The sequence below is a fragment of the Paracoccus saliphilus genome (assembly GCF_028553805.1).
Classification (GTDB): Bacteria; Pseudomonadota; Alphaproteobacteria; order Rhodobacterales; family Rhodobacteraceae; genus Paracoccus; species Paracoccus saliphilus.
Map to the genome: position 1 here is coordinate 1,714,664 of NZ_CP067140.1, position 25,957 is coordinate 1,740,620.

Sequence of the window (25,957 nt, forward strand, 5' to 3'; positions counted from 1 at the left end):
CCAGGAGGGGTGTCATGATTCGTACAATTCAGATCGGTGGCTATATCTCGGTTCAGGGCTTGTTTGAACGGATGAGCCCGAATGGGAATGTCGTCGTTCGTGTCGGCAAACAGACCTATGAGGGCAAGCCTGTATCCAAGTAACCCGTTATTTTTCCTGTCAGAACGGCTATAAAGAGAAAGGGGTGCCACATGGTGGCACCCCTTTCGGATTCCAGATCGAAATCGGCAGCTTACAGGCTGCGTTCGACCTCTTCACGCTCGAAGATCTCGATGACATCGCCTTGGCGGATATCGTCGTAATTCTCGAAGGCCATACCGCATTCCTGACCGGACTGCACTTCCTTGACCTCGTCCTTGAAGCGCTTCAGCGTCTTCAATGTGCCTTCATGGATCACCACGCTATCGCGCAGCAGGCGAACACCGGCCGAACGGCGGGCGATACCTTCGGTGACCAGACAGCCAGCGACCTTGCCGACCCCGGTGACCTTGAAGACCTCCCTGATCTCGGCATAGCCGATGAAGTTCTCGCGAACCTCTGCCGATAGCAGGCCGGAAGCGGCTGCCTTGATGTCGTCCACCAGGTCATAGATGACCGAATAGTAACGAATCTCGACGCCTTTCTGGTTGGCCGAAGTGCGGGCCGGAGCATTGGCGCGGACATTGAAGCCGATGACGGGCGTTTGGGACGCCTCGGCCAGGGTAATGTCCGATTCGGTGATCGCGCCGACGCCATGATGGATGACGCGAACACGCACCTCGTCATTGCCCAGCTTTTCCAGCGCCTGGATGATCGCTTCGGCCGAACCCTGCACGTCGGCCTTCACCACCACCGGCAGTTCGGCGACGCTTTCGTCGGCCTTGGCTTTCGCCATAAGCTGTTCCAGCGTGGTCGCGGCACCTGCGGCGGCGCGCTTGTCCTTGGCCTGTTGAGTCCGATAATCGGCGATCTCGCGGGCCTGCGCCTCGGTTTCGACGACATTCAGGACGTCGCCCGCTTCGGGAGTGCCGTTGAGGCCCAGGACCTCGACTGGGACAGAGGGGCCTGCCTCTTCGACGCGCTTGCCCTGATCGTCGATCAATGCGCGGACCTTGCCCCATTGTTCGCCGACGACAAAGATATCGCCGCGTTTCAGCGTGCCGTTCTGAACCAGGACCGTGGCGACCGGACCGCGGCCCACATCAAGCTGAGCTTCGATGACGGCACCCTGTGCCGCACGATCCGGATTGGATTTCAGCTCCAGGATTTCGGCCTGCAGCGCGATGGCTTCCAGCAATTCGTCGAGTCCCTGGCCGGAGATGGCCGAAACTTCGACATCCTGCACATCACCCGACAGCTTTTCGACGATCACTTCCTGATGCAGAAGCGATGTACGTACCTTGTCGGGATCGGCTTCCGGCTTGTCGACCTTGTTGATCGCCACGATCATCGGCACCTTGGCTGCCTTGGCGTGGTTGATCGCCTCGATGGTCTGCGGCATCACCGCATCATCGGCAGCCACCACCAGAACCACGATATCCGTGACATGAGCGCCACGCGCCCGCATCGAGGTGAACGCGGCGTGACCCGGCGTATCGAGGAAGGTCAGAACCGCACCCGATTCCGCCTGCACCTGATAGGCGCCGATATGCTGGGTGATCCCACCGGCTTCGCCCGAGACGACATTGGCCTTGCGGATCGCATCCAGAAGCGAGGTCTTGCCGTGGTCGACATGGCCCATGATGGTGATGATCGGCGGGCGGGGACGCAGATCGTCGGGTGCGTCCTTGATCATGTCGATGACCTGTTCGACATCGGCATCGCTGACACGCACGGCCTTGTGGCCGAATTCCTCGATCACCAGCTCGGCAGTATCGGCATCGATCGACTGGTTCATCGATACCATCATGCCCATCTTCATCAGCGATTTGACGACATCCGCGGCACGCTCGGCCATGCGGTTGGCTAGTTCCTGCACGACAATGGCGTCCGGCAACTGCACTTCACGCGATTGCTTTTCGGGGCGTTGCTGCTGGCCCATCGCCTTCTGCCGGGCGCGTTCCTGCTTGCGCTTCATCGCGGCCATGCTGCGCTGGCGGCCACCTTCACCGTCCAGCGCCTGTTTCAGCGACAGCTTGCCCGAGCGGCGATTGTCATCACGGGCAGCCTTGCCGCGACTGTCACGATCCGCGACGCCGCGATTGGGGCGATCACGCTCGGATTTGCGCGGACCGGTCGAGGAAACACCTTTCGTTTCGGCGCGGGCAGCGGCAGCTTCGACGGCTGCCTGATCCTGCGGAGCAGTGCCAGCAGCCGGAGCAGCGGCTGGCTTGGCCGGCTCTGCCTTCTTCGGCGCGTCCTTTTGCTTGGCTTTTTCCGCGGTCTCGCGGGCAAGCCGGGCTTCCTCTTCGGCTTTCGCCTTCAGGGCCTCTTCGCGTTCACGCTCTTCGCGGGCCTTTTCTTCGGCCTCGGCGCGGCGGCGTTCGCGTTCCTGCTCACGGGCTTTCTCTTGGGCCTCACGGGCGGCCGCTTCATCCGCCTCCCGTGCCTTGGCAGCAGCGAGGGCCTTCAGGCGTCGTTCCATCTCTACTTCGGAGATCCCGGCCGGTCGTTTCGACGGGTCGCCTCCACGCTTGGCGTAACTCGAGGGTTTGGCCTTGTCGCCGGCACCGGCTTGCGCCGCACTGGTCTTTGGCACCATGACGCGTTTGCGCTTGGTTTCCACGACCACGCTCTTGGTGCGGCCATGGCTGAAACTCTGTTTGACCTGACCCGAACGACCGCTGGAGCCGCCGAGGCCGAGTGTCTTTTTACCGTCTTTATCGCTCATCTGCGTCTTCATTCCTTCCCGGCGGCCGTATTGCCGCCGTCATGCCCGCGCAGACCCGTCAGTCTGCCGGCTTCCAAGATCACCTTGTCCGTCAGGCCACCCGCCGCAAGCGCGCCGTGTATGACATGATCGCGCCCGAAGGACAAACCCAATTCTGAGGCGGTGAGGCAACCGAACCAGCGTCCGCCCGTTGGCGTCCACAGCTTGCCCTTCCCGCGGTCCGAGCCATCGCTGGCCTGCAGCAGCACACGCGCCCTGCCATCGGCCAGCCAGCCCTTCACCTTTTCAAACCCCGCCACCGCTTTGCCTGACTTGCGGGCCAGCGAAACCAGTTCCACGACCCGCCGTGCAAGGGCGGTCTCGACCATCCCAACCAGATCCTCGGGTGCTTTCACCTGCGCCTTGGCGGCGCGCGAAAACAGCCCTTTGGCTGCGGCCTTTTCGATGGCCGCACGATCGGCGGCGATCCAGATGCCGCGACCGGGCAGCTTTTCCGCCAAGTCTGGCACGACCAGACTATCCGGTCCCACGACAAAGCGGATCAGCCCAAGCTTGGGCTGCACCTCGCCGGTGACGATGCAGCGCCGTTCGGGCTGCTCGCGCGTTTTATCCCGCCCGCCTCGGCTCACGGCCTTGCCAGATCCGGGGCGGTCAGGCCCCGGCCTCCTGATCGGTTTCGGCTTCGGTCTCGGCTTCTTCCGGGTCCGCCGCCGGTTCCAGTTCTGCCGGATCGACCCAGCCAAGGCTGACGCGCGCCGTCATGACCATATTCTGCGCTTCTTCCAGCGAGACGTCAAAGGGCTCCAGCAGGCCTTCATCCTTGACGCGCTGGCCATCCACGGTGGTCCAGCCGCCAGCCAATTCCCAATCGGCGCAGGTAGCGAAGTCTTCCAGTGTCTTGATGCCGTCCTTCGCCAACGCCTCGATCATCTGGGGTGTCAGACCCTCGAATTCAACCAGCGAGTCCTCGACACCGAGCGCGCGGGCATTTTCCATCGCCGCCTTGTTGCGGGCTTCCAGAACATCGCGGGCGCGGGCCTGCAGTTCCTCGGCGGTGCCTTCATCCACCCCGTCGATGGTCAGCAATTCACCCTGTTCGACATAGGCGACCTCTTCGAGATCGGTGAAGCCTTCGGCGACCAGAAGCTGGGCAAAGAATTCATCCAGGTCCAGCGCATCCATGAACAGCTTGGTGCGGGCATTGAATTCGGCCTGCCGGCGCTTGGATTCCTCTTCCTCGGTCATGATGTCGATATCGAGCCCGGTCAACTGGCTGGCCAGACGCACATTCTGGCCGCGGCGGCCGATGGCGAGGGAAAGCTGTTCATCGGGTACGACAACCTCGATACGGCCGCCATCCTCGTCGAACACGACCTTGCTGACCTCGGCGGGCTGCAGGGCGTTCACGAGGAAGGTCGCCTGATCCTCGTTCCACGGGATGATGTCGATCTTCTCGCCCTGCAATTCGCCGACCACCGCCTGAACGCGGCTGCCGCGCATGCCGACGCAGGCGCCGACCGGATCGATCGAGTTGTCATAGCTGATCACGGCGATTTTCGCGCGCGAGCCGGGGTCGCGTGCCACGGCCTTGATCTCGATGATGTGGTCATAGATCTCGGGCACTTCCATCTTGAACAGTTCCGCCATGAATTGCGGATCGGTGCGCGACAGGAAGATCTGCGGGCCGCGGGTCTCGCGGCGGACATCCTTGACATAGGCGCGAATGCGGTCGTTCGGGCGATAGCTTTCGCGGCCGATCTTCTCGTTGCGGCGCAGGATCGCCTCGCCACGGCCGACATCGACGATGATATTGCCGTATTCCTCGCGCTTGACGACACCGTTGATGATGGTGCCCGCGCGATCCTTGAATTCTTCGTATTGACGGTCACGCTCGGCTTCGCGAACGCGCTGCAGGATGACCTGCTTAGCCGATTGCGCGGCAATCCGGCCCAGCTCGACCGGCGGCACTTCGTCCACGATCACGTCGCCGACTTTTGGGTCGTCCAGATAGGGGCGGGCCTGTTCGACCGTCACTTCGGCCTGATAATTCTCGACCGCGTCATCCTCGACCACGGTGCGGACGCGGGTAAAGCTCGCGTTGCCGGTCTTGCGGTCGATCTTGACCCGGATGTCCATCTCGGCGCCGTAGCGCGACTTGGCGGCACGGGCGAGGCTGTCTTCCATCGCTTCGATGACCAGTTCAGGCTCGATCATCTTCTCGCGTGCCACGGCTTCGGCCGTCTGCAGCAGTTCCAGCTGGTTGGCAGAGGTGATCGCCATCACTTACTCCTTGCGTCATCGGCGCTGTTCGCGCCCGGTTCGTTGTCTTCGTCGGTTTCGATCGCGTCGAAGGTGGCCTCGTCCAGATTGTCGATCTCGACACCGGCCTCTTTCTTCTGACGCAGCATTTCCCGGATCAGGTCGTCGGTGAGGACCAGCTTGGCATCCGACAACCAGTCGAAGTTCAGCCCGATGGTCTGCACTTCGCCGCCCTCTTCGATATTCAAAAGGACCTCGTCGCCCTCGATACCCGCCAGCACGCCTTTCCAGCGCTTGCGCCCGTCGATGGGCTGATTGGTTTCCAGCTTGGCCTCGTAGCTTTCGAAAGCCGCGAAATCCTTGAGCCGGGTCAGCGGGCGGTCGATGCCGGGGCTGGAGACCTCGAGGTGATAGGCTTCCTCGATCGGGTCCTCGACATCCAGCGTGGCGCTGACGGCGACGGAAATATCGCCGCAGTCATCCACGTTAATGCCGCCATCGGGCCGGTCGGCCATGATCTGCAGGGTCGAGGTCTTGCCGCCCTGCAGGCGCACGCGCACCAGCTCGAAGCCAAGATCCTCGATCACCGGGGTGATGATCTCGGCAAGGCGCCGGTCGATGGCGGTCTTGGCGATCAGATCGTTGGACATGACTTCCTTTCGGATACAAAAAACGGGCCGTCAGCGGGCCCGTGCGAAACTTCCGGTGGGCAGGGGGTGGAAGCCTGCACCGCTGTTGACCCGCATATAGGACCGAATCCGCGGGATTGCAAGCGGGCGATGGCATGGGCGGGCATCAATTCTTCCCCTCCACATCGCGGCGGTCGTCATCGCGGATCGCATCCATGACCCGGACCAGCTCTGCCGAGATCCGGGGTTCCGACAATGCATGTCCCGAGGCGGGCACCAGCCGCAGGTCGCATTTCTCCCATCCTTGCGCCAGTTCATAGGCCGAGAGCGGTGGGCACACCATATCATAGCGGCCCTGCACGATCACGGCGGGCAGATGCTCGATCCGGTGGCGGTTGCGCAGAAGCTGGCTTTCATCCATGAAGCATTTATTGGCGAAATAGTGGTTTTCCAACCGGGCGAAGGCGCGGGCATATTCGGGCGGCGCGTGGCCGGTTGCAGAATTCTGCAGTCCGGCCAGTGCATTTTCCCACATCAGCCAGGGCAAGGCAAAGCGCCCCTGTTGCCCGAGATCGTCGGAAAATAGCCGGCGGTGATAGGCGGCGATCATGTTGTCCCGCTCCGGTTCGGGGATCGGATCGCAGAAACGTGCCCAGAGATCGGGAAAGAATCGTCCCGCGCCGCCGCCATAGAACCAGTCGAGCTCGGTCTGTCTGCCCAGGAACACGCCGCGCAGAATCAGCCCCGCCACATGTTCGGGATGCGCCTGCGCATAAGCGAGCGCCAGCGTGGCCCCCCAACTGCCGCCAAAGAGCAGCGCGGTCTCGATGCCCAGAACCGAGCGGATCTGTTCGATGTCGCGCACCAGATCGGCGGTGGTGTTGCCCTCGACCGAGGCGGCCGGGCGCGAGCGCCCGCAACCCCGCTGATCGAACAGTACGATTCGGTAGTGTTCCGGATCGAAGAAGCGGCGCATATAGGGGCTGCATCCCCCGCCGGGGCCGCCATGCAGCACGATGACGGGGCGGCCTTCCGCATTGCCGCATTCCTCGACATACAGGCGATGCCCATCGCCGGTATCGACGATGCGCCGCTCATATGGTTCGGTCGAGCGATAGAGGCGGCCATTCGACGCGCCGATTTGTCCTGCCAATCTGTCCATGGACCGACTATAAGCCCAACTGCCGCAACTCGCCAGAAGGACCCGTCATGACAAGCATCGACCCCATCGAAATTGCCAAGTTCGAGGCCATGGCGGCGGAATGGTGGGATCCGAAGGGCAAGTTCAAGCCGCTGCACATGATGAACCCGGTGCGGCTTGACTATATCGTGAGCCAGATTGCCGCTGAATTTGGGCGGGACCGCCGCAGCCTGCGGGTTTTTGAGGGCTTGCGGCTGCTGGATATCGGTTGCGGCGGCGGGCTGATCGCCGAGCCGATGGCGCGCCTGGGGGCCGAGGTCGTAGGCGCGGATGCCGCCGAAGGCAATATCGCGGTGGCCAGGCTGCATGCCGAACAGCAGGGGTTGCAGATCGATTACCGCGCCACGACTGCCGAGGCACTGGCCAGTGCAGGCGAGAAGTTCGATGCGGTGCTGGCGCTGGAGATCGTCGAGCATGTCGCCGATCCAAAGGCTTTCATCGCCACCTGTCACGACCTGCTGCGCCCCGGCGGACTTGCCATCGTCTCGACCCTGAACCGCACGGCGAAAAGCTTCGGCGCGGCCATTATCGGCGCGGAATGGATCATGCGCTGGCTGCCCAAGGGCACGCATGAATGGAACCGCTTCATCACGCCGGCGGAACTGTCAGAGATGGCGAGTGCTTCGGGATTGAACCCGGTCGATGCGAGGGGGATGGTCTTCAATCCCCTGACCTGGAACTGGAGCCTGTCGGATCGTGACCTGTCGGTGAATTACGCCATCGCAGCACGCCGGCCGGATTAGTCGCCATCCCCCTCGAGCCTGCGGCGAAGCTCGCGCAGGACGGGCAGAGCAAGCCGGACCCTTTCGGCGCCGATATCGCGCACGATCTCGCCGATGATCGGCATGAAGGCCGAGATGGCGGCGTTGCGGGCGGCCCGGCCCGCCGGGCTGATCGACACGAATTTGCGCCGCGCATCGTCCCAATCGGGGCGGATATGGATATGACCCGCCCATTCCAGCCGGGACAGGGTATTGGTCATGGCGCCACGGGTGACGTGAAAGGCTTCGGCCAGTTGCGCGGGGGTGCGTTCCTCGTTCACATGGGCCAGCAGGTTCAGCACCGAGAAATGCGAGATCTGCATGCCGCGAGGCAGGGCATGGCTGATGAGGCTGCGTGACAGCTGATCCGCGATGAACACCTCGGCGAACAGGCTGGCGGCCAGCCTGTCGCTGCTTTGGTCGCGCTCGATGTCGTTTTTCGTCGTGGTCATCGCCTCATGGGCCATCGAAGGGCCGGTCATGTGTCAGGGACGGGATGCGGGACCGTGCCCTGTCAACCGCCTCAAGGTCAAGTGAAACAAGGGTCACCCCCGTCGATATTCCGCCATCGGCCAATATGTTGCCCCAAGGATCTACCGCGAGCGAATGGCCATGGCTCTGGCGTGGCAGGCGGTCGGGAGAATGCGGTGCGGGATGCGTGCCGGATTGCGCCGGGGCCAGCACGAAGCAGCCGTTTTCGATGGCGCGGGCACGCAGCAGAGCCTCCCAATGGGCCTTGCCGGTGGTGGTGCTGAAGGCCGAGGGGACGGTCAGAATGCGCGCACCCGCCTGTGCCAGCTGGCGATAAAGATGGGGGAAACGCACATCGTAACAGATCGTCATGCCGACCGGCTGTCCTGCTGCGCGCGTCAGCACCGCCCGGTCGCCGGGGCGGTAGGCAGAGCTTTCGCGATATTGCTCGGTCTCCGATATGGTGACGTCGAACATGTGCAGCTTGTCGTATCGCGCGGCGACGGTGCCTTCCGGATCGATCAGGAAACTGCGATTCACGAAACGCTCGTCGCCGGGATCGTCGCCTTTCAGGGCCAGAGAGCCGATCAACAGCCATATGCCAGCCGCTTTGGTCTCGGCCCGCAGCGCCGACAGGGTCGGGTCCTCTGCCTCGGGTTTCAGGACGGCTGCCTGCCGCTTGCGGTCGGGGGACAGCAGGTTCGTGGCTTCGGGTGTCAGCACGAATGTCGCGCCTGCCGACGCCGCCTCGCGGATCATCGGAACCGTGGCGGAGAGATTCGCGTAAGGGTCGTCGCCGGTATTGAGTTGCAGCAACGCGACCTTTAGCGGGGCAGGCGTCGCGGAGGTCATGCGGCTGATCCTGCCAGCAGAGGGTCCAGCTTTCCGTTACGGTCCAGCGCGAACAACTCGTCGCAACCACCTACATGCGTATCACCGATGAAGATCTGCGGAACGGTACGGCGGCCATTTGCCCTTTGGACCATTTCGCCACGCAATTCGGGCTGAGCGCCGACATCGATCTCTTCGAAGGAGAGATTCTTGCGCTGCAGCAGCGACTTTGCCGAAATGCAGAATGGGCAGGTTCTGGTGGTGTAGATTTCAATACGCGGTTGATCGGTCATAGGCTTTTCCACTTTACGGATATGCCCCTATCTAGTCATCCTTCACGGCGCGCGCCAGCACTGTGACAAAAACCGGCCCGGAACCCGCTGCCAGCAGCGCTTCGGTCGCGGCGGCAAGGGTCGCACCTGAGGTCATGACATCATCGACCAGCAGCACGGGTTTCCCTGAAATGCACGAGATACGACGCGGATTGACCATGATCGCGCCAGAGATATTGGCGAAACGATCAGAGACGCCGCGGTGATCCTGGGCGGGTGTATGGCGCTTGCGCAACAGCAGATCGGGTATATGAGGCAAGCCGTGCGCCTTGGCGAGATGCCGCGCGAGCAGGGCGGATTGATTGTAGCGCCGTTTCAGCAGGCGGCGGAAATGCAGGGGGATCGGCGCGACGATCATACCGGGACGGATGACCGGCGCGGCCGCCACTGACAGCCATCCTGCGAGGGCGGGGGCCAGATCCGGCCGGTCGCCATGCTTGAGTGTCAGGACCAGCTTCCGTCCGGTGCCGGAATAGAGGATCGCTGCCCGGCCGTCATGCCATGGGCGGGGGAAGGCCAGGCAATCATCGCATGTCACGTCCTGATCGTAGTCAATTCCGTCATCGGGAAGCGGCGCACCGCAACGGGTGCAGGCAAGGCCGGAAATGAAATGCGTGTCTTGCCAGCAATCGGGGCAGAGATCAGTGGCCGCACGCTGCGGGAGCGCGTCATTGCCTTCGCTCATGACGATCTGGCCACAGGCAAGGCATTGTGACGGGTAAAGCATGCGCAGGACGGCTTTTATAGGGCGGCGAAGCACCTTATGTTCCATCCCCATGAGCAGTTCTTCCCAATCCAGTCCCGACCGTCCGTCCCTGACCGATCTTGAGGCGCTGCAGCGGCAGCGGCGCCGGGCCGTGTCCCGGGGGCATGCCGATGTGCTGCATCGAATCGCGGCGGCAGAGATGAAGGATAGGCTGTCAGAGGTTAACAGGGATTTTCATGCGCCCGCGATCGTGACCGGCTTTCCCGGCTTCTGGTCGGCAGAGTTTCCGCAGGCGAAGGTGGTATCCGACGATCCCGTGCTGGACCTCTCCCCGGCATCGCATGACCTGGTCATCCATGCGATGGCGTTGCACTGGGCTGACGATCCGGTCGGGCAGATCGTGCAATCGGCCCGGGCGCTACGCGAGGACGGGTTATTCATTGCCGTATGTTTCGGTGGCCAGACCTTGCATGAGGCGCGCGCCGCCATGGCACAGGCCGAGGCGGAAGTTACCGGGGGGCTGTCGCCGCGCATCCTGCCGATGGGCGAGATCCGCGATATGGGCGCGCTGCTTGCACGCGCGGGTCTGGCACTGCCGGTCGCCGATCTGGTCAGCCAGCGCGCCAGCTATCGTGACCTGCTGCATCTGGCGCAAGACCTGCGGGCGATGGGCGAGGGGAACGCGATGGCCGCGCGATTGCGCCGGCCCACCCGGCGCGAGATATTCGCCCGCGCGGGGGCGGTCTATGCACAGGCCCATCCCGACCGCGACGATCCGTCCCGTATCCAGGCGAGCTTCGATCTGGTTTTCCTGACCGGATGGGCCCCGTCCGAAACACAGCAGAAACCCCTGCGCCCCGGCTCTGCACAGAAAAGCCTTGCCGATGCGCTCAACGAGATCAGGAACAAGCCATGACGCCAGCAGACATGCCCGCGGATCATCCCCGGTTTCCAGCCGCGAAAACCGGGATTCTGATTGCCAATCTGGGCACGCCGGACGGTTATGATTACTGGTCGATGCGCCGCTATCTGAACGAGTTTCTCTCGGACCGGCGGGTGATCGACCTGCCGCGCTGGAAATGGCAGCCGATCCTGCAGGGCATCATCCTGACAAAGCGGCCTTTCAGTTCGGGCGCGAATTACAAGACCATCTGGAACGAGGAAAAGGGCGAAAGCCCGTTGATGACCATCACCCGCGACCAGGCACAGGCCTTGCGTGAACGTGCCACCGCCGAATGGGGCGATCAGGTGATGGTAGAGTTCTGCATGCGCTACGGCAATCCCTCGACCCATGAGGTCCTGGGCCGCATAGTCGAGGCGGGCTGCCGCCGCATCATCTTCCTGCCGCTCTATCCGCAATATGCCGGGGCGACCTCGGCCACGGCGAATGACCAGCTTTTCCGGGCGTTGATGGAGCAGACTTGGCAGCCCTCGGTCCGCACCTGCGATCCCTATTTCGATCGGCCCGATTACGTCGATGCGCTGGCGGGTTCGGTCGAGCGGGTGCTGGAGGGACGCAAGCCCTCGAAGCTGGTTGCTTCCTATCATGGGATGCCGAAGCGCTACCTGATGCAGGGCGATCCCTATCACTGCCAGTGCCAGAAAACCTCTCGATTGCTGCAAGAGCGTTTGGGCTGGGAGGATGGCATCATCGACACATCGTTCCAGTCGGTCTTCGGCCGTGAGGAATGGCTGCGCCCCTACACGGTCGAACATGTCGCCGAGCTGGCGCGGCAGGGGCATTCCGACATCGCGGTAATATCCCCCGCCTTCGCCGCCGATTGCATCGAGACGCTGGAAGAGATCAACGGCGAGATCCGTGAGGCCTTCGAACATGCGGGCGGCAAGGGGTTCACCTATATTCCTTGCCTCAATGACGATCCGGCGCATATCGACGTGATGATGAATGTCATCCGCGAGAATATCGGCGGTTGGGTCTGAAATGAAAAAGAGGGGGCCGTTGGCCCCCTTGTCATCAGGTGGTGACTGTGCGGACTAGATCAACAGCACCTGGGTGCCGATCTTGGCCATGCCGAACAGTTCCTTGATATGTTCGTTATACAGGCCGATGCAGCCATTCGACGACTTGCGTCCGATCTTGCGCGTGTCATGGGTGCCGTGGATCCGGTAATATTGCCAGCTCAGCCACAGCGCATGGGTGCCAAGCGGGTTGTCCGGCCCCGGCGGCACGAAATCCGGCCACGAGGGATTGCGCTCTTTCATCTCGGGCGTCGGTGCCCATGACGGGCCTTCGACCTTCTTGATGATCTCGGTTCGGCCCAACCGGGTCAGGTCCTTGCTGACCGGGATGGACGAGGGATAGACGCGATAGACGCTTTCATCCTCGGACCAGAAATGGACCGCGCGCGAGGTGATGTCGCACAGGATCGCGCCATTGGTCAGATTGTCGAAATAGGGACGCCAGTCCTGGGCACGGAAGCTGGAAATGTTGTGGCGCTGGTCGGTCCCGCTGTCATATTGGACCGCCCCGGCATCGGGCGTGGCACCGCCGCCTGTTGCGCCACCATAGATGGGTTGCCCCGTATAAGGGTCGAATTGCTGCGCAAAACCCGGTGCCGCCAGGCTGGTGGCGCCAAGCGCAGCGGCCGAGCCCAGAAATGCCCGGCGATTGAAAGCTGTCATGCTCATCAGCAAGTATCCTCGTTCCTCTGGCCGCTCTTTTGGGGCGACCTTACTGCTCCGACTATTGCGGATGGCAGATATATAGCGCGCTTCGAGAGAGCCGCCAAATCAAACAGATGCGAGAAATACTGCGAGTAAAAACCTGTTAAGATCACGCATTCTTGCGTTTGAAGGTCCGCCCGCCATTCGGTAAGCCTATGACCAAGAGCAGTCGAGGGACAGGATAAATGAGAAAACTCAAAGTAATTTCGGTGCTTGCGCTGATCGCATTGGCCGCATGTCAGCCGCGCATGGCCGCTCAACTCGGCCCGGATGGCCAGCCACTGCCAACCGCCTATAAGATCGACGCCCGTGAAGAGGCCCAAATTCCTGGCCGGGTGTTGCAGCAAGTCAACACTCTTCGCGCCAATATTTCCTTGAATCAGCTGACATTGGACCCGCAATTGACGGCAGCGGCCCTGGCGCATTCGCGTGACATGTCCGCGCAGAACCGCGCATGGCATTGGGGTTCCGATGGCTCGTCTCCGCTGGAGCGAGTGCGCAACCAAGGTTACTACGGGCATCTCGTCGGCGAGAATATCTCGGAAACCTACGAGAATGACATCCGGACACTGAACGCGTGGATGGCGACACGCGACACCCGCGACGTGATCATGGACCCGAAGGCGACCAGGCTGGGAATCGCGTGGTACCAGGAATCCTCGGGTAAAATCTGGTGGACCTTGCTGACCGGCGGCAACTGATCGCATTGCTGCAGAAATGACAAAGCCCCGGCCGGTCCGCCGGGGCTTTTGAAATTCCGTTTGCCGTGTTCAGGGGGCGATGACGATCGGCACACCGGGACGCAGCATCGCGAAGATCTCTTCGATCTCCTCGTCTTTCACGGCGATGCAACCTGCTGTCCAATCTCGTTTTTTCGGTGCCAGCGCGTTTCCCTCCGGCCCCCAGCCATGGATGAAGATATCTCCGCCCGGCTTGCGTCCCACGGCTTCCGCATAGGCCTTGTCCTGCGGATCCGGATAGGACACGCCCACCGACAGGTGATAGCGGCTCTTGGGATTGAAACGGTCGATGAAATAGACCCCTTCCGGGGTTTTTCCGTCACCTTCGAACCGCTTGTGTCCGACCGGCACATTGCCCAGCCCGATATCATAGGCCTTCAGCACGGTCTTGCCGCTCAGCAGATAGAGGCGGCGCTTGCCCTTGTTGACCACGACTTGAGTCACCGGAGGGCCACTATAGGACTTGAACTTGGAGGACGGCTTGCCACAGGCTGCCAGCAAGGCCAACAGCGAGAATGTGACCGTCCGACGGGTTGCTCGATACATCACTGCCTCGGATTTTTTTATTTTATATGCGCTAAATAGCACAACGTTAAGGTTGTTGACTAGCTGCGGCGAAACTCGGCGACGATTTCGATATGCGGTGACCAGCGGAACTGATCGACGATGTGAAGGCGCGACAACATGTAGTTGTCATTCGTTAATATTGCCGCATCCTTGGCGAAATTAACCGGATCACAGGCGACGAAAGCGATTCTCGGCACCCCGGATGCGGCCATTTCACGCGCCTGTGCCTCGGCCCCGTTGCGCGGCGGGTCGATCACGATTGCGTCAAAGCCAGCCAATTCATCCGCCATCAGCGGGCGGCGGGCCAGATCGCGAATCTCTGTCGTGACGCGCTGGAGGCCATGGGTATCGCGCCAGGCAGCGTCCAGCGCCGCCAGCGGAGCGGCCAGACCTTCGACCGCATGGACCTGCGCCGTCTCGGCCAGGGGCAGTGAGAATGTCCCGCAGCCCGCAAACAGATCGACGATCCGTTTCGCGCCCAGTGTCATATCCTTCACAACCGCCAACAGGGCGGCCTCGCCCTCGTCGGTGGCTTGCAGGAAGGCACCGGGCGGGGGCACCACCTGGGCGCGTCCCATCGGCAGGGCGGGTCTGCGGCGGGTGATGGTTTCACCGTCCCAATCCAGCCGGGCCAGATCTCCCTCATCCGCGAGCCCCGCCAGCGCCTGGAACAATGCCGCATCCAGCGATTTTCCCCCGCGTGCCGCCACGTCCAGGCCGGCAGGGCTATGAATGACGGTCAGGCCGATCTCTGCCGAGCGCGATGCGCCGGCCACCACGATCTGCCGCAAGATGGGAAGAGCTGACATGATCCCGGGATGCAGCACATGACATTCCTGCAGCTCCACGATCACATCCGAGGCACGCGCATGGAATCCGATCAGCGCCCCTCTCTTTGTCCTCCGACCCGAAAGCACCGCCCTGCGGCGGGATCGTGGCGGCGAGATATGCATTCCCGTCACGGGGGCACGAAGACCATGCGCTGCGAGCGCCGCCTCCACCACCTGCGCTTTCCATGCCGCAGTGAACCCTTCCGAGGCATGCATCAGAGAGCAGCCTCCGCAGGCGCGGTAATGTTTGCAGACCGGTTTCACCCGGTCGGGCGAAGGTGTCAGGATGCGGGGAGAGGCGATGCGGCCATCCTGCGCCTCTCCCTCGATCTCTTCGCCGGGCAGGGTCAGCGGGGCGAGGGCGCGCCCATCCGATCCAATGGCTACGCCATCGCCGCGCCGCCCAAGCCGTTCGATCTGCCAGAGGCTCATTCAGCCGCCTCTTCGGTGCCCAGGAAGCCGCCCGATTGCCGATTCCAATAGCGCGCATAAAGCCCGGACTTAGCCAAGAGCTGCCCATGCGTGCCCTGTTCGACGATCCGGCCCGCATCCATGACGATGATCCGGTCAAGCTGGGCGATGGTCGACAGGCGGTGTGCGATGGCCAGAACGGTCTTGCCCTTCATCGCGCGGGAAAGCGCGTCTTGAACCTGCGCCTCGACCTCGCTGTCCAGCGCGCTGGTCGCCTCGTCCAGTACCAGGATCGGCGCGTCCTTCACGAAAGCGCGGGCCAGGGCGATCCGCTGGCGCTGACCGCCGGACAGCTTGACGCCGCGCTCTCCCAGATGCGCCTCGTAGCCCTTGCGCCCCGCATGATCCTGAAGCCCGAGGATGAATTCATGCGCCTCGGCGGACTTGGCCGCGGCCTCGATATCCTCTTGCGTGGCGTCGGGACGGCCATAAAGGATATTGTCGTGGGCCGAACGATTGAACATCGCGGTTTCCTGCGTGACCATGCCGATCTGGCGGCGCAGGCTTTCCTGGGTCACGTCGCGGATATCGCGGCCATCGATGCGGATCGCGCCGCCCTCGACATCGTACAGCCGCAGCAGCAGTGCCACCAATGTCGATTTTCCTGCGCCCGAGGCCCCGACAATGCCGATCTTCTCACCCGGCTGGATATGCAGGCCAATGTCCTGCAGCCCGCCAAGGTCGCGCCCATAGGCGAAGCTGATATCATCGAATTCGATCCGGCCCGCCACGCGATCCAGATCCTCGGCATCGGGGGCGTCGGTCAGGGCATGGGGTGGCGAAAGGGTGCGCATCCCGTCCTCGACCTCGCCGATGCTGCCCCACATCCCCATCAGCGCCATGCTGACCCAACCGGTCATCTGGCTCAGCCGCATCGAGATGGCGCCGGATGCAGCGATATCGCCTGGCGTGGCCAGACCTTCGCGCCACAAGATGATCGAGCCGCCGACAAGGATCACTGGCAACAACCCCGCGATGAACATCAGCGACAGGCGGAAGCTGCTGCTGATGACGCCGAAATCCAGCGCCCGCTCGCGGAAGCCGGCCATCGCGCCAAGGGCGGCACGATCCTCGTGCTCGGCATGGGCGAAAAGCTTGACCGTCTTGATATTGGTGATCGTGTCGACGACCTGCCCGGTCACCATGGCTCTGGCCGAGGCACGTGCAGAGGAGCGCGACCGGATGCGCGGCAGGAAAAAGCGGATCAGCCCCAGATAGGCGCCCAGCCAGACGATCAGCGCCGCCGCCCCCCAGCCATCGACCGAGATCAGGAACGCAGCCGAGCCCAGCACCGAGGCCAGCGCGAAGGCTACCACATTGACCATCTCGGTCGCCACGTCGGTCACGGCGCGGGCGGTCTGCATCTGTTTTTGCGCCAGCCGCCCGGCAAAATCATTATCGAAGAAGGTGACCGAATGCCCCATCGTCCAGCGATGCAGGCGCGACAGCACCAGAGGCAGGACATTCGGCCCGACGATCACACTGGAGGTGGCAGAAGAGATTCCGAAAATCACTGGGCGCAAGAGCAGGAAGAAGCCGACGAATGCAGCGATCAGCAAGCCGTTCTCGCTCCATAGGCTGGCGGGATTACCAAGGGCCACCGCGTCAACCACAGCCCCCAACAACACCGCTGCCAGAACATCGGCGACCCCGCCGAGGGCAGAGGCGACCGCTGCCAGCGACAGCCCGCCCCATGCGCCGGACAGGCACCAGCGGAAGAAGGCCAGCAGGTTGCGGGGGGGCGCGCCATCCGCCGGGCGGAACGCGTCGATCAACTGGCCGAGGCGGCGATGCAGGGTCATTCATCTTCTCCTGCTTGCAGGGCTGCGTCTATCAGTGCCGGGGCGGGTAGGGTGAAACCGCTTTCGATCCACAGGGCCTCGGCTGCCTTCAGCCCGCGTCCGACAGCCGGTCCGGATAATTGCGGCATCAGATCCCGGGCCGAGATCGGCAATCCCGCCTCGGCGGCCCGCGCGATCAGCCGTGGCCAGTTCGACGGTAATGTCATTCCCCGACTGCCCGCAAGCAGGGCGTAATCCGTGCCTGCCTTGATCCCGAGCCGATAACCGGCCTCGTTTAGGGACCATTTCGCGGCCATTGCCTCGGCCAGTGCGGCTTGCGTGTGGGCCTCGTCCCGCGACAGGCGCAATGCATCGGCGCAACCCCCGCCGCCGCTCAGGGTGGCCAGACGCCGGGGCCATGCGGGAGGGATGTCCTCGCGTGCCTCCAGAGCCACCAGGTCGGCCAAAGCACCAGTTTCCGCATCGGGCAGAATTTGTGGCAATATCCCGGTTTCCGCCATCAGAAGAACCGAGGCCACGGGGTTCGGAGCCGCCAGAAGCTTCTTCATCTCGCTGCCGATCCGTTCGCGGGCGATCTGCCGCAGCCCGTCTTTCAGGCCTGCACAGGCTGCGACGGCTTGGGGATCCGCATCGCGCCCATACCAGGCGTGAAAGCGGAAGAACCGCAGGATGCGCAGGTAATCCTCGCGGATACGTTGCTCGGGGTTGCCGACAAAGCGCAGCCGCCGCGTCTCCAGGTCGGGCAGGCCGCCGACAGGGTCGATCACCGCCCCGCTGCGATCGGCATAAAGCGCGTTCATGGTGAAATCGCGGCGTTTCGCATCTTCGTCGAGACTGTCCGAGAAGGCCACTACGGCGCGGCGGCCATCGGTTTCAACATCGCGACGGAAGGTCGTGACCTCGAAACCGCGCCCGTCCGAGACCACGGTGACGGTGCCATGCTCGATCCCTGTCGGAACCGGTTTCAATCCCGCAGACCGGGCCAGACGCTGGACATCCTCGGGCCGGGCGTCGGTGGCGATATCGATATCGTCGACCGGTTGCCCCAGCAATGCATTGCGCACTGCGCCACCGACCAGATAGGCGCGGTTGCCCTGTGCTTCGACAGCATCCAGCACCGCGATCAATGCCGGATCGTCCAGGATCGTGGTAGGCAACCGGGTCATGCCTGTAACCTTCTGGCCAGCCCAAGCAGGATTCGCGCCGTCGCACCCCACAGGTAATAGGGCCCGTGCGGCGCGGCATGATAACTGCGCCAACCGCCACGCCAGCGCCTTTGCTCGATGCGGTAGAGCGTGGGGTCGGAGATATGGGCGAAGGGCAGGGTAAAGACCTCCTCCACCTCGCCGGGTTCGGCGATGGGGATGAAGCTGCCACGGATGATGCCCAGCACCGGGGTCATGGCAAAGCTGGTAACCGTCCGATGCGGAGGCAGTGTCCCGATCAGATCGACCTGCGCCGGGTCCAGTCCGACCTCCTCGCGCGCCTCGCGCAGGGCGGCGGCGATTTCATCGGTGTCGCCGGGATCGACCTTGCCGCCGGGCAAGGCGATCTGGCCGGGATGGTGCCGCAGCCCCGAGGCGCGTTTCGTCAGCACCAGCCGCCCGTCATCCTCGTGAAATGCCGCCAGCACACCGGCGGGCCGCAAGGGCGTGTCGGGTGGTGCCGCATCGTTCAGCTCGTAATCCGAACTGGGCTCTGCCGCCACCGACAGGGCCGCGCGAAGACGTTCCTCGGACCATTTCAAAGTCACTCGGCTGCCCTGCCTTTCCCGCTGCCTTCGTTCTCGCTGTCGAGCGGCGCGCCATCGGCATCGATGGTGGCCTCGAAGCCGAGGCTGTCGGGATCGAACTCGTAATGCGCGCCGCAGAACTGGCAATCGGCGGTAACGATACCCGCATCGGTGGTCATATGCGAGATATCCTTGGCCGAATAGATCGACAGCGTGTCGCGGACCCGCTCCGAGTTGCAAGGGCAGCCGAATTCGACCCGCTGCGTGTCGAACACCCGCGGTTCCTCTTCGTGAAACAGCCGCAAGAGCAGATCGGTCGGGCCCACGGAAGGGCCGATCAATTCCAGCGATTCCACCGTGTCCAAGAGCAGGTTGGCACGGTTCCAATCCTCGGATTCGGCACCTTGCAGGATATCCGATGCCTCGATCAGCCCGTCTTCCCGGCTGCTGCCATTGCCCGGCTCCATGGGTTGCCCCGGCAGGGTCTGCAGCATGACGCCACCGGCCCGCCAATGCTCCGGCTCGCCCGAGAGTTGCGAGCGGCCATGGGCCAACGAGAAGCGCGACGGCAATTGCTCGGATTGCGCGAAATAGCTTTGCGCGCAGGCGGACAGCGATCCCCCGGCCAGGGGCGTGATGCCCTGGTAAGGCTGCATATCCGTGCCCTGATGGATGAGAATGGCGAAATAACCTTCGCCGATCTGCTCGAACGGGGGGCGGTCGTCCAGCCGGTCCGCGTCGAAACTGGCCCAGGCGCGGATCTGGGCGGGTTCGTCGTCGGCCGTCGGGGCGAAGTAATCGGCGGCGATAGTGCGAACCGCACCGTTGCCGCGAACCTGGAGGCTCAGTTTCCAGCGCAGCTTGATGGTGGGACCGATCAAGGCGGCCAGCGATGCCAGATCGGCCACGAGAGCGCTGACCGCAGCGGGATAGTTGTGGCGCGACAGGATATGATCCAGCACACCATCCAGCCGCGCGATTCGGCCGCGGATATCCGAACGGTCGAGCTGAAAGGGCAGGACCGTATCGTCCCAGGCAATCTGGTTGATCTTGTTCATGACTGATCCTTGAAATTGCGTCAGGCCCGCAATTGCGGGCCGGGTCGCCCCCAATATAGAGGTTTCACGGACGATCCCAAGGGGGCAGGGACATGCTTTCCCATGCCGGAGCTTCGCGTTAGGGATGGATCGTATCGTGAGGAGTGCTCCATGATCCCTCGTTTCGGCGCCACGCCAGAACCCGCCCGCCATTATCGGCGCCGCCCCGGTGCCTATGCGATCCTGCTGCGCGAGGGGCAGGTCTTGCTGACGCATCAGGAGGAGCCCGAACCGGAATTCCAGTTGCCCGGTGGCGGGATCGATCCCGGTGAGGGGCCTATTTCCGCCTTGCACCGAGAGGTCATGGAGGAAACCGGCTGGACGATCTCCACCCCCCGCCGGATCTGTGCATATCGGCGCTACTGCTATATGCCGGAATATGATCTTCATGCCGAAAAGATGTGTTCGGTCTGGCTTGCCCGACCGGTGATGCGCGTCACGGCACCGCTCGAACCCGGTCATGAGGCGCATTGGGTTTCCCTGGATCAGGCTTTGAGGCTGTTGCCCGATCCCGGCTCCAGGGCGGCGATAGAGATGGTTCCGGGGCGCCCTAGCCGCGATCGCCGCAACTGCCGTTGAATTTGCATCGCGTGCAACCGAGCCGCGGCAGGGACGGTTGGACATTCTTTTGACCGTCCTGATCCGGCGGTGGTCTCATTGTTGCGATATCCGGGCGAGTTGATCGGGGCAGACCGAACTCAACCAGCACTGCTGAACGGTCATCCCGGATCCTGCAGCCGCTGCGTTCGTCGAGTGCGAGCATCATCGCTTCGAGAAACGCGTGGCCGTGACTTCGTGAATATGCGGTCATCAGATCCTCGAGCCCGCCATTATCCAATGAGTTGCCATCCGGATCGAAGGATTCCGTGATCCCGTCCGAGACGATGAGCATCCTTTCTCCGGGCCGCATCGTGAATTCGAGTTCGTCGAATATCGGCTTGGGAAACAGTCCGATCGGCATGCCGCCCCTGCCGAGCTGGCGAAAGCTGCCGTCTGCAGTCTGCAGGACCGGGTGCGGATGACCCGCTTGCACCATCCTGATACGGCCATTGGCATGATCGAGATCGGCATAGATCAGCGTCAGGTAGCTGTCGAAATTTTCCTCCTCCAGCAATAGGCGGTTCAGCCGGTGGGCCAGCGCCACCGGAGTCAGGGGATCGCCACCGTCCCGTTGAGGACGCAGCACCTCGTTCAGATCGGAATCTGCCGAAAGATGCGCCGAGAGCCTTGCCGCTACCAAGGCGGCGGCGACACCGTGGCCAGCGATATCCAGGGCAAAGATACCGACCCGGTGATCGTTGATGGGAAAGAACCCTACCAAGTCGCCACCAACCTCGCGTGCCGGACGCAGCACCATGGATATCGCCGCCTCGCCGAATTGCCCTGCATTCTCGCGCATCATCGCTTGCTGCAGCCTGCCCGCGTCGAGCAGGTCACGTTCGGCGCTGTCCTGCAGCTCTTTCAGTTGCCGCAGCAGTTTGCGCAGGCGGATGTTTTCCTGCCGCAGACCTTCCCCGATCCGCAGGTTTCGCGCACCGATCAGCAAGCGCGCCTGCAATTCCGGTCCTTTCACCGGCGTGGTCAGGAAATCGTTCATTCCCGCGTCGAGACCGGTCGCGATTTCCACCGCACCCTCCTGATGGTGGGTCAAGAGGATGACATGGCCATGGCCGCCTTGATCAATGCTGCGAAACGCGCGGCAGAACTCGACGCCCGACATGTCGGGCATCGACCAGTCGGCAATAATGAAATCCGGTTTCCGCACCTGGCAGATGGCGAGGGCTTTGACGGCTGAATCGGTCGCCTCGACATCATAACCCGCCCGTGCCAGTTCCCGGCACTGTTCGGCCAGATCGCTGATAACCAGCACCCGCCACGCCCGCCGCCTGAAACGGCGGTCTGTCGGGGCGGATGGCAGGGATCGGTCGGCACGGTTCATGACAGGGGTCTAATCCCGTCCGCGTAAACAGGCGATGAACCCAAAGCACCAGAATCGTTATAGTTTTACGGGTTCCGCAACGAACCCTGCAGACCCCTACACGAGAAGCTCGGACAGTATCTCATCGCCGGTAATATCGCGATAGGCAAAGCCGGACTGGTCCAGCCGCTCGGCAAGCCGGGTCAGGCTGGCAGGGTCCGTCGTTTCGATCCCGATCAGGACCGAGCCGAAATTCCGCGCCGATTTTTTGAGGTATTCAAAGCGCGAGATATCGTCCTCCGGGCCCAGAAGCTGCAGGAAATCGCGCAGGGCCCCGGGGCGCTGCGGCATCCTGAGAACGAAATATTTCTTCACCCCGGCAAAGCGCTGCGCGCGTTCCTTGACTTCCGGAAGACGCTCGAAATCGAAATTTCCACCCGAACAGACACAGACCACCGTCTTGCCGGTCAGATCGCCAAGATCGTCCAGCACATCGATCGCCAGCGCCCCCGCGGGTTCCAGTACGATACCCTCGGTGTTCAGCATCTCCAGCATGGTGCGGCAGATGCGGTCCTCCGGGGCGATATGTACATCCTCCGGGGTGAAACGTGACAATGTCTCGAAAGGAAGCCCGCCGATGCGCGCAACCGCCGCGCCATCGACAAAGGTATTGATCGCGGGCAGGGCGACCGGTGCGCCGGCCTGCAATGCGGCTTGCAGGCAGGCGCCACCCAACGGCTCGGCAAATGCGATCCCGGTTTGGGGTGCAGCCTCGCCCAGATAGCGCGTGACGCCCGATGACATGCCGCCGCCACCGACCGGCAAGACAACCAGATCGGGCGCGCGCCCCAGTTGTTCGAGGAATTCAAGCCCGAGGGTTGCCTGTCCCTCGATCACGTCCGGCGCGTCGAAGGGCGACAGGAACTGCGCGTCATGTTCCTTCGCAAACGCCTGCGACGTCGAAAGGGTCTGATCGAAATAATCCCCGGTCAGGACGATCTCGACGGCATCGCCTCCGAAAATCTGGGTCTTGTCGATCTTTTGCCTGGGCGTCGTGACCGGCATGAAGATCGTCCCCCGCGCGCCGAAATGACGGCAGGCGAATGCGACTCCCTGGGCGTGGTTACCGGCGCTGGCGCAAACGACATGCGCATTGCTGCCCGCACCGCCCGCGATAAGCTTGCGCATGGCGTTATAGGCGCCGCGAAGCTTGTAGCTGCGGACAGGGGTCAGGTCTTCACGCTTGAGCCAGATATCGGCGCCGTATTTCGCCGACAGATGGTCGTTGCGTTGCAGCGGTGTAGGCTCGAACAGGTCGCGAAGCGCGGCCTCGGCCTGACGGACGGAGGCGACAAAATTTTCCATGTTCGCCCCATGCCGCGAAAGAGCGGATTTGGCAAGGGTCAGCGCACCGGCCTGCGCCCCGAGTAGTGGCCATAGATCGTCGTGAGAAGGGATATACCGAAAACCGCCGATAGCACGGCAACAACCAACTGATAGACAAAAACAGCTCCGACGGCGAATGGTGACGGCGATGTCTGATTGCCCATCGGCGACAGGTTTCCATGGATCATCCACAGCTCAACGAAACTCCAGGCGACCTGCAAGAGGGTCAGCAGGACCGTGACAAGAAAGATGTCGAGCAAGACATTATGGCCGTTCCGGAACGAGAAGGCGTAACTTTCACCGATGGCCTCGGCTGGCAACGCCGCATAAAACCTCAGGCCGATGGTGCCGAGCAGCACGGAGTAGATGGCCCCAATCAGTATTGGGCCAGCGATGCCATCGCCATGCATTACAAGTCGCATGACAAATCCGCTCGTCGCCATGGTGAGGAGGAAACCGATGATCGCGAGCAGGATCACCATGGGGATCATCAGCATCAGATAACGCAGCATTTCCATCCAATGCGGCCTTGGCAGCCAGCCGAACTTTTCGTCCAGAAGGATGTGGCGATGAAAATTCACCGTCGCCCAAAGCGCAAGACAACCAAGTACCACGATCGTCAGCGCAAGAAAGTATCCTTGCCTGATCAGCATTGGGCTTGATTGAGCGACGTAGAAAAGCGTGGCGAAATAGGCGGCGGCCAATATGATGGGCAGGCCAAAAATTCTAAGTGTTTGCGGGAAATCCACAAAAATGTTCATGAAGGCAGTTTTGACGATACGGAAAGCGATCATGCTGGTTACCTCAACTTGCGATTGTCAAACGCTATCTGCCGCTTCCCCTTGTGACAATCGCCAAAGGGGCTTATTCCCTGCGCAAAATTGCTAAAAGGTTAAGCCGCATGTCCGACGCGCCGAAAAAAGTCGTCCTCGCCTATTCGGGCGGACTCGACACCTCGATCATCCTGAAATGGCTGCAGACCGAATATGGCTGCGAGGTCATCACCTTCACCGCCGATCTGGGGCAGGGAGAGGAACTCGACCCCGCCCGCAAGAAGGCCGAGATGCTGGGCATTCAGCCCGAGAATATCCATATCGAGGATCTGCGCGAGGAATTCGTCCGCGATTTCGTTTTTCCGATGTTCCGCGCCAATGCGGTCTATGAAGGCTGCTACCTGCTTGGCACCTCGATTGCGCGCCCGCTGATCTCGAAGCGGCTGGTCGAGCTTGCGCAAGCACATGGCGCAGACGCCATCGCCCATGGCGCGACCGGCAAGGGCAACGACCAGGTGCGCTTCGAGATCGCTGCTTATGCGCTGGATCCCTCGATCAAGGTGATCGCGCCGTGGCGGGAATGGGACCTGACCTCGCGCACCCGGCTGCTGGAATTCGCCGAGCAGAACCAGATCCCGATCGCCAAGGACAAACGCGGCGAGGCTCCGTTCAGCGTGGATGCGAACCTGCTGCATACGTCGTCCGAGGGGAAAGTGCTGGAGGATCCGGGTGAAGAGGCGCCCGATTACGTCTATCAGCGCACGGTCCATCCCGAGGACGCGCCCGATCAGCCGGAATTCATCGAGATCGCCTTCGAGAAGGGCGATCCGGTGGCGATCAATGGCGAGGGGATGTCTCCGGCCACGGTCCTGACCGCGCTGAACGAATACGGGCGCAAACATGGCATTGGCCGCCTCGACCTGGTCGAGAACCGCTTTGTCGGCATGAAGTCTCGCGGCATCTACGAGACCCCCGGCGGCACCATCCTGCTGGAAGCCCATCGCGGCATTGAACAAATCACGCTGGATCGCGGCGCAGGGCATCTGAAGGACCAGATCATGCCGCAATATGCCGAGCTGATCTATAACGGCTTCTGGTTCAGCCCCGAGCGCGAAATGCTGCAGGCGCTGATTGACAAGTCGCAGGAACATGTCACCGGCACGGTGCGGCTCAAGCTTTACAAGGGTCTTGCCCGGACGGTGGCCCGCAAATCGGATCATTCGCTTTATTCCGAGGCGCATGTGACCTTCGAGGATGACGCCGGCGCCTATGACCAGAAGGACGCGGCGGGCTTCATCCGCCTGAACGCGTTGCGCCTGAAACTGATCGGCAACCGCAACGCCCGTATCAAGCCATGAGTGAACAGCGCCTGACCGCCCGCATCGCCATCGTCACCGTCAGCGACCGGGCGTCGCGCGGGGAATACGAGGACAAGGGCGGTCCGGGCGCCGAGGAATGGCTGCGTGGGGTCGTGACCTCGCCGGTTCAGATCGACCGGCACATCGTCCCGGATGGCCGCGACACCGTGGCCACCAAGCTGCGGGAGTTGGCCGATGGCGGCGCCGACCTGATCCTGGTGACCGGCGGCACCGGTCCCGCGCCGCGCGATCTGACGCCCGAGGCGGTGTTCGACGTGGCCGAAAGGGAGTTGCCGGGCTTCGGCGAGGAAATGCGCCGCGCCTCGCTGGCCGAAGTTCCCACCGCGATTCTCTCGCGCCAGACGGCGGTGACCCGTGGTGCCTCGCTGATCATCACGATTCCCGGCAAGCCTGCCGCTATCGCAACCTGCCTCGATGCAGTTTTTGCCGCAGTGCCCTATTGTCTGGATCTGATGGGGGCCGCCCGGATCGAGACAGACCCGGCACGGATCAAGGCGTTTCGCCCCAAGGGCAAGTGAACCGCCTGGCGGGATCTGCCGACTGGATATTTATATGAAGAAGAAAGGGTAAGCGGCTCT

The 25,957-nt window shown here is 62.5% G+C and carries 27 protein-coding genes; 8 read left to right on the top strand and 19 right to left on the bottom strand.

All coding sequences use genetic code 11. From position 1 onward, the window contains the following. Window positions 1-14: 14 nt before the first annotated feature. On the top strand, window positions 15-143 hold the full coding sequence (locus tag JHX88_RS08165; protein WP_272848216.1) for a hypothetical protein: 129 nt from the start codon (window positions 15-17) through the stop codon (window positions 141-143). An 89-nt stretch (window positions 144-232) separates the two neighbouring features. On the opposite strand, the gene infB is transcribed toward JHX88_RS08165, so the two are convergent. From infB to pip, 5 genes are all read right to left on the bottom strand, one after another. Next, the gene (gene infB / locus JHX88_RS08170) at window positions 233-2,809 is read right to left on the bottom strand and encodes a translation initiation factor IF-2 (RefSeq protein ID WP_076526318.1); all 2,577 of its coding nucleotides are present in this window, start codon (window positions 2,807-2,809) and stop codon (window positions 233-235) included. 8 nt (window positions 2,810-2,817) lie between these two features. Next, window positions 2,818-3,438 (bottom strand): RNA-binding protein, encoded by a 621-nt coding sequence (locus JHX88_RS08175; RefSeq protein ID WP_076526167.1) that lies wholly within the window; start codon window positions 3,436-3,438, stop codon window positions 2,818-2,820. 22 nt (window positions 3,439-3,460) lie between these two features. Next, the gene (nusA, locus tag JHX88_RS08180; protein WP_076526169.1) at window positions 3,461-5,089 is read right to left on the bottom strand and encodes a transcription termination factor NusA; all 1,629 of its coding nucleotides are present in this window, start codon (window positions 5,087-5,089) and stop codon (window positions 3,461-3,463) included. Continuing rightward, entirely contained in the window at window positions 5,089-5,718 is a 630-nt protein-coding gene (gene rimP, locus JHX88_RS08185) for a ribosome maturation factor RimP (RefSeq protein WP_076526171.1), read from the bottom strand. Before rimP ends, nusA begins: the two co-directional genes overlap by 1 nt. Before the next feature lie 145 nt (window positions 5,719-5,863). Further along, window positions 5,864-6,859, bottom strand: coding sequence for a prolyl aminopeptidase (gene pip, locus JHX88_RS08190; protein ID WP_076526172.1), 996 nt, complete (start codon window positions 6,857-6,859; stop codon window positions 5,864-5,866). A 47-nt stretch (window positions 6,860-6,906) separates the two neighbouring features. On the opposite strand from pip, the gene ubiG reads away from it, so the two are divergent. After that, window positions 6,907-7,641: a bifunctional 2-polyprenyl-6-hydroxyphenol methylase/3-demethylubiquinol 3-O-methyltransferase UbiG gene (ubiG, locus tag JHX88_RS08195; RefSeq protein ID WP_076526174.1), complete on the top strand. Its 735-nt coding sequence runs from the start codon at window positions 6,907-6,909 to the stop codon at window positions 7,639-7,641. On the opposite strand, the gene JHX88_RS08200 is transcribed toward ubiG, so the two are convergent. From JHX88_RS08200 to JHX88_RS08215, 4 genes are read right to left on the bottom strand one after another with little or no spacing between them, the layout of a single operon-like run. Then, window positions 7,638-8,111, bottom strand: a complete 474-nt coding sequence (locus JHX88_RS08200) for a MarR family winged helix-turn-helix transcriptional regulator (protein WP_076526320.1) — start codon at window positions 8,109-8,111, stop codon at window positions 7,638-7,640. The two genes, ubiG and JHX88_RS08200, sit on opposite strands and share 4 nt — an antisense overlap. A gap of 4 nt (window positions 8,112-8,115) precedes the next feature. Next, window positions 8,116-8,982 (bottom strand): carbon-nitrogen hydrolase family protein, encoded by an 867-nt coding sequence (locus tag JHX88_RS08205; RefSeq protein ID WP_076526175.1) that lies wholly within the window; start codon window positions 8,980-8,982, stop codon window positions 8,116-8,118. Next, entirely contained in the window at window positions 8,979-9,254 is a 276-nt protein-coding gene (grxC, locus tag JHX88_RS08210; protein ID WP_076526177.1) for a glutaredoxin 3, read from the bottom strand. The genes JHX88_RS08205 and grxC overlap by 4 nt, the downstream gene beginning before the upstream one ends. 31 nt (window positions 9,255-9,285) lie before the next feature. After that, window positions 9,286-10,071 (bottom strand): ComF family protein, encoded by a 786-nt coding sequence (locus JHX88_RS08215; RefSeq protein WP_076526179.1) that lies wholly within the window; start codon window positions 10,069-10,071, stop codon window positions 9,286-9,288. On the opposite strand from JHX88_RS08215, the gene JHX88_RS08220 reads away from it, so the two are divergent. Both JHX88_RS08220 and hemH read left to right on the top strand, forming a co-directional pair. After that, window positions 10,070-10,915: a methyltransferase domain-containing protein gene (locus JHX88_RS08220; RefSeq protein ID WP_076526181.1), complete on the top strand. Its 846-nt coding sequence runs from the start codon at window positions 10,070-10,072 to the stop codon at window positions 10,913-10,915. The two genes, JHX88_RS08215 and JHX88_RS08220, sit on opposite strands and share 2 nt — an antisense overlap. Next, window positions 10,912-11,940 carry a ferrochelatase gene (gene hemH / locus JHX88_RS08225; protein WP_076526184.1) on the top strand — a complete coding sequence of 343 codons (1,029 nt, stop codon included), beginning with the start codon at window positions 10,912-10,914 and terminating at the stop codon, window positions 11,938-11,940. The genes JHX88_RS08220 and hemH overlap by 4 nt, the downstream gene beginning before the upstream one ends. A gap of 54 nt (window positions 11,941-11,994) precedes the next feature. Here hemH and JHX88_RS08230 read toward each other — a convergent pair whose 3' ends face one another. Further along, entirely contained in the window at window positions 11,995-12,654 is a 660-nt protein-coding gene (locus tag JHX88_RS08230; protein ID WP_419182362.1) for a L,D-transpeptidase, read from the bottom strand. Window positions 12,655-12,869: 215 nt separating this feature from the next. Here JHX88_RS08230 and dalA point away from each other — a divergent pair, with 215 nt between their 5' ends. After that, a complete protein-coding gene (dalA, locus tag JHX88_RS08235; RefSeq protein ID WP_076526189.1) occupies window positions 12,870-13,385 on the top strand; it encodes a divisome-associated lipoprotein DalA in 516 nt (171 codons plus the stop codon). A gap of 69 nt (window positions 13,386-13,454) precedes the next feature. On the opposite strand, the gene JHX88_RS08240 is transcribed toward dalA, so the two are convergent. Genes JHX88_RS08240 through hslO form a run of 6 tightly spaced genes read right to left on the bottom strand, consistent with a single transcriptional unit; the run spans window position 13,455 to window position 19,884 of the window. Then, window positions 13,455-13,970, bottom strand: a complete 516-nt coding sequence (locus JHX88_RS08240; protein WP_076526192.1) for a L,D-transpeptidase family protein — start codon at window positions 13,968-13,970, stop codon at window positions 13,455-13,457. Window positions 13,971-14,029: 59 nt separating this feature from the next. Then, a complete protein-coding gene (locus JHX88_RS08245) occupies window positions 14,030-15,253 on the bottom strand; it encodes a class I SAM-dependent RNA methyltransferase (RefSeq protein WP_076526194.1) in 1,224 nt (407 codons plus the stop codon). Next, window positions 15,250-17,094: an ABC transporter ATP-binding protein gene (locus tag JHX88_RS08250; protein ID WP_076526196.1), complete on the bottom strand. Its 1,845-nt coding sequence runs from the start codon at window positions 17,092-17,094 to the stop codon at window positions 15,250-15,252. Before JHX88_RS08250 ends, JHX88_RS08245 begins: the two co-directional genes overlap by 4 nt. Continuing rightward, entirely contained in the window at window positions 17,091-18,260 is a 1,170-nt protein-coding gene (locus JHX88_RS08255; RefSeq protein ID WP_076526198.1) for a CCA tRNA nucleotidyltransferase, read from the bottom strand. The genes JHX88_RS08250 and JHX88_RS08255 overlap by 4 nt, the downstream gene beginning before the upstream one ends. Further along, a complete protein-coding gene (locus JHX88_RS08260) occupies window positions 18,257-18,847 on the bottom strand; it encodes an NUDIX hydrolase (protein ID WP_076526199.1) in 591 nt (196 codons plus the stop codon). Before JHX88_RS08260 ends, JHX88_RS08255 begins: the two co-directional genes overlap by 4 nt. Next, the gene (gene hslO, locus JHX88_RS08265; protein WP_076526201.1) at window positions 18,844-19,884 is read right to left on the bottom strand and encodes an Hsp33 family molecular chaperone HslO; all 1,041 of its coding nucleotides are present in this window, start codon (window positions 19,882-19,884) and stop codon (window positions 18,844-18,846) included. The genes JHX88_RS08260 and hslO overlap by 4 nt, the downstream gene beginning before the upstream one ends. A 150-nt stretch (window positions 19,885-20,034) precedes the next feature. Here hslO and JHX88_RS08270 point away from each other — a divergent pair, with 150 nt between their 5' ends. Continuing rightward, window positions 20,035-20,502 (top strand): NUDIX domain-containing protein, encoded by a 468-nt coding sequence (locus JHX88_RS08270; protein ID WP_076526203.1) that lies wholly within the window; start codon window positions 20,035-20,037, stop codon window positions 20,500-20,502. Here the strand turns inward: JHX88_RS08270 and JHX88_RS08275 are convergent. The 3 genes from JHX88_RS08275 to JHX88_RS08285 form a co-directional block, all read right to left on the bottom strand. Next, the gene (locus tag JHX88_RS08275) at window positions 20,474-21,862 is read right to left on the bottom strand and encodes a PP2C family protein-serine/threonine phosphatase (RefSeq protein ID WP_076526205.1); all 1,389 of its coding nucleotides are present in this window, start codon (window positions 21,860-21,862) and stop codon (window positions 20,474-20,476) included. The two genes, JHX88_RS08270 and JHX88_RS08275, sit on opposite strands and share 29 nt — an antisense overlap. A gap of 96 nt (window positions 21,863-21,958) precedes the next feature. Further along, complete coding sequence (gene ilvA / locus JHX88_RS08280) at window positions 21,959-23,206, bottom strand: threonine ammonia-lyase IlvA (RefSeq protein ID WP_076526207.1); 1,248 nt, start codon at window positions 23,204-23,206, stop codon at window positions 21,959-21,961. A gap of 38 nt (window positions 23,207-23,244) precedes the next feature. Beyond that, window positions 23,245-24,021 carry a hypothetical protein gene (locus tag JHX88_RS08285; protein WP_076526209.1) on the bottom strand — a complete coding sequence of 259 codons (777 nt, stop codon included), beginning with the start codon at window positions 24,019-24,021 and terminating at the stop codon, window positions 23,245-23,247. Between the two features lie 107 nt (window positions 24,022-24,128). Between JHX88_RS08285 and JHX88_RS08290 the strand changes: the two genes are divergently transcribed. Together JHX88_RS08290 and mog are read left to right on the top strand one after the other, a co-directional pair. After that, window positions 24,129-25,358 carry an argininosuccinate synthase gene (locus JHX88_RS08290; RefSeq protein ID WP_076526211.1) on the top strand — a complete coding sequence of 410 codons (1,230 nt, stop codon included), beginning with the start codon at window positions 24,129-24,131 and terminating at the stop codon, window positions 25,356-25,358. After that, a complete protein-coding gene (gene mog / locus JHX88_RS08295) occupies window positions 25,355-25,897 on the top strand; it encodes a molybdopterin adenylyltransferase (RefSeq protein WP_076526212.1) in 543 nt (180 codons plus the stop codon). Before JHX88_RS08290 ends, mog begins: the two co-directional genes overlap by 4 nt. Window positions 25,898-25,957 lie beyond the last annotated feature (60 nt).

What these genes read in the sequence shown, in the direction of transcription:
- ubiG (WP_076526174.1), top strand. Translation starts at nt 6,907, where the DNA reads ATGACAAGCATCGACCCCATCGAAATTGCCAAGTTCGAGGCCATGGCG.
- hemH (WP_076526184.1), top strand. Translation starts at nt 10,912, where the DNA reads ATGACGCCAGCAGACATGCCCGCGGATCATCCCCGGTTTCCAGCCGCG.
- grxC (WP_076526177.1), bottom strand. Translation starts at nt 9,254, where the DNA reads ATGACCGATCAACCGCGTATTGAAATCTACACCACCAGAACCTGCCCA.
- dalA (WP_076526189.1), top strand. Translation starts at nt 12,870, where the DNA reads ATGAGAAAACTCAAAGTAATTTCGGTGCTTGCGCTGATCGCATTGGCC.
- JHX88_RS08205 (WP_076526175.1), bottom strand. Translation starts at nt 8,982, where the DNA reads ATGACCTCCGCGACGCCTGCCCCGCTAAAGGTCGCGTTGCTGCAACTC.
- nusA (WP_076526169.1), bottom strand. Translation starts at nt 5,089, where the DNA reads ATGGCGATCACCTCTGCCAACCAGCTGGAACTGCTGCAGACGGCCGAA.
- hslO (WP_076526201.1), bottom strand. Translation starts at nt 19,884, where the DNA reads ATGAACAAGATCAACCAGATTGCCTGGGACGATACGGTCCTGCCCTTT.
- ilvA (WP_076526207.1), bottom strand. Translation starts at nt 23,206, where the DNA reads ATGGAAAATTTTGTCGCCTCCGTCCGTCAGGCCGAGGCCGCGCTTCGC.
- JHX88_RS08245 (WP_076526194.1), bottom strand. Translation starts at nt 15,253, where the DNA reads ATGAGCCTCTGGCAGATCGAACGGCTTGGGCGGCGCGGCGATGGCGTA.
- JHX88_RS08255 (WP_076526198.1), bottom strand. Translation starts at nt 18,260, where the DNA reads ATGACCCGGTTGCCTACCACGATCCTGGACGATCCGGCATTGATCGCG.
- JHX88_RS08220 (WP_076526181.1), top strand. Translation starts at nt 10,070, where the DNA reads ATGAGCAGTTCTTCCCAATCCAGTCCCGACCGTCCGTCCCTGACCGAT.
- JHX88_RS08270 (WP_076526203.1), top strand. Translation starts at nt 20,035, where the DNA reads ATGATCCCTCGTTTCGGCGCCACGCCAGAACCCGCCCGCCATTATCGG.
- mog (WP_076526212.1), top strand. Translation starts at nt 25,355, where the DNA reads ATGAGTGAACAGCGCCTGACCGCCCGCATCGCCATCGTCACCGTCAGC.
- JHX88_RS08250 (WP_076526196.1), bottom strand. Translation starts at nt 17,094, where the DNA reads ATGACCCTGCATCGCCGCCTCGGCCAGTTGATCGACGCGTTCCGCCCG.
- JHX88_RS08200 (WP_076526320.1), bottom strand. Translation starts at nt 8,111, where the DNA reads ATGACCACGACGAAAAACGACATCGAGCGCGACCAAAGCAGCGACAGG.
- JHX88_RS08275 (WP_076526205.1), bottom strand. Translation starts at nt 21,862, where the DNA reads ATGAACCGTGCCGACCGATCCCTGCCATCCGCCCCGACAGACCGCCGT.
- infB (WP_076526318.1), bottom strand. Translation starts at nt 2,809, where the DNA reads ATGAGCGATAAAGACGGTAAAAAGACACTCGGCCTCGGCGGCTCCAGC.
- JHX88_RS08165 (WP_272848216.1), top strand. Translation starts at nt 15, where the DNA reads ATGATTCGTACAATTCAGATCGGTGGCTATATCTCGGTTCAGGGCTTG.
- rimP (WP_076526171.1), bottom strand. Translation starts at nt 5,718, where the DNA reads ATGTCCAACGATCTGATCGCCAAGACCGCCATCGACCGGCGCCTTGCC.
- JHX88_RS08290 (WP_076526211.1), top strand. Translation starts at nt 24,129, where the DNA reads ATGTCCGACGCGCCGAAAAAAGTCGTCCTCGCCTATTCGGGCGGACTC.
- pip (WP_076526172.1), bottom strand. Translation starts at nt 6,859, where the DNA reads ATGGACAGATTGGCAGGACAAATCGGCGCGTCGAATGGCCGCCTCTAT.
- JHX88_RS08240 (WP_076526192.1), bottom strand. Translation starts at nt 13,970, where the DNA reads ATGTATCGAGCAACCCGTCGGACGGTCACATTCTCGCTGTTGGCCTTG.
- JHX88_RS08285 (WP_076526209.1), bottom strand. Translation starts at nt 24,021, where the DNA reads ATGATCGCTTTCCGTATCGTCAAAACTGCCTTCATGAACATTTTTGTG.
- JHX88_RS08215 (WP_076526179.1), bottom strand. Translation starts at nt 10,071, where the DNA reads ATGGGGATGGAACATAAGGTGCTTCGCCGCCCTATAAAAGCCGTCCTG.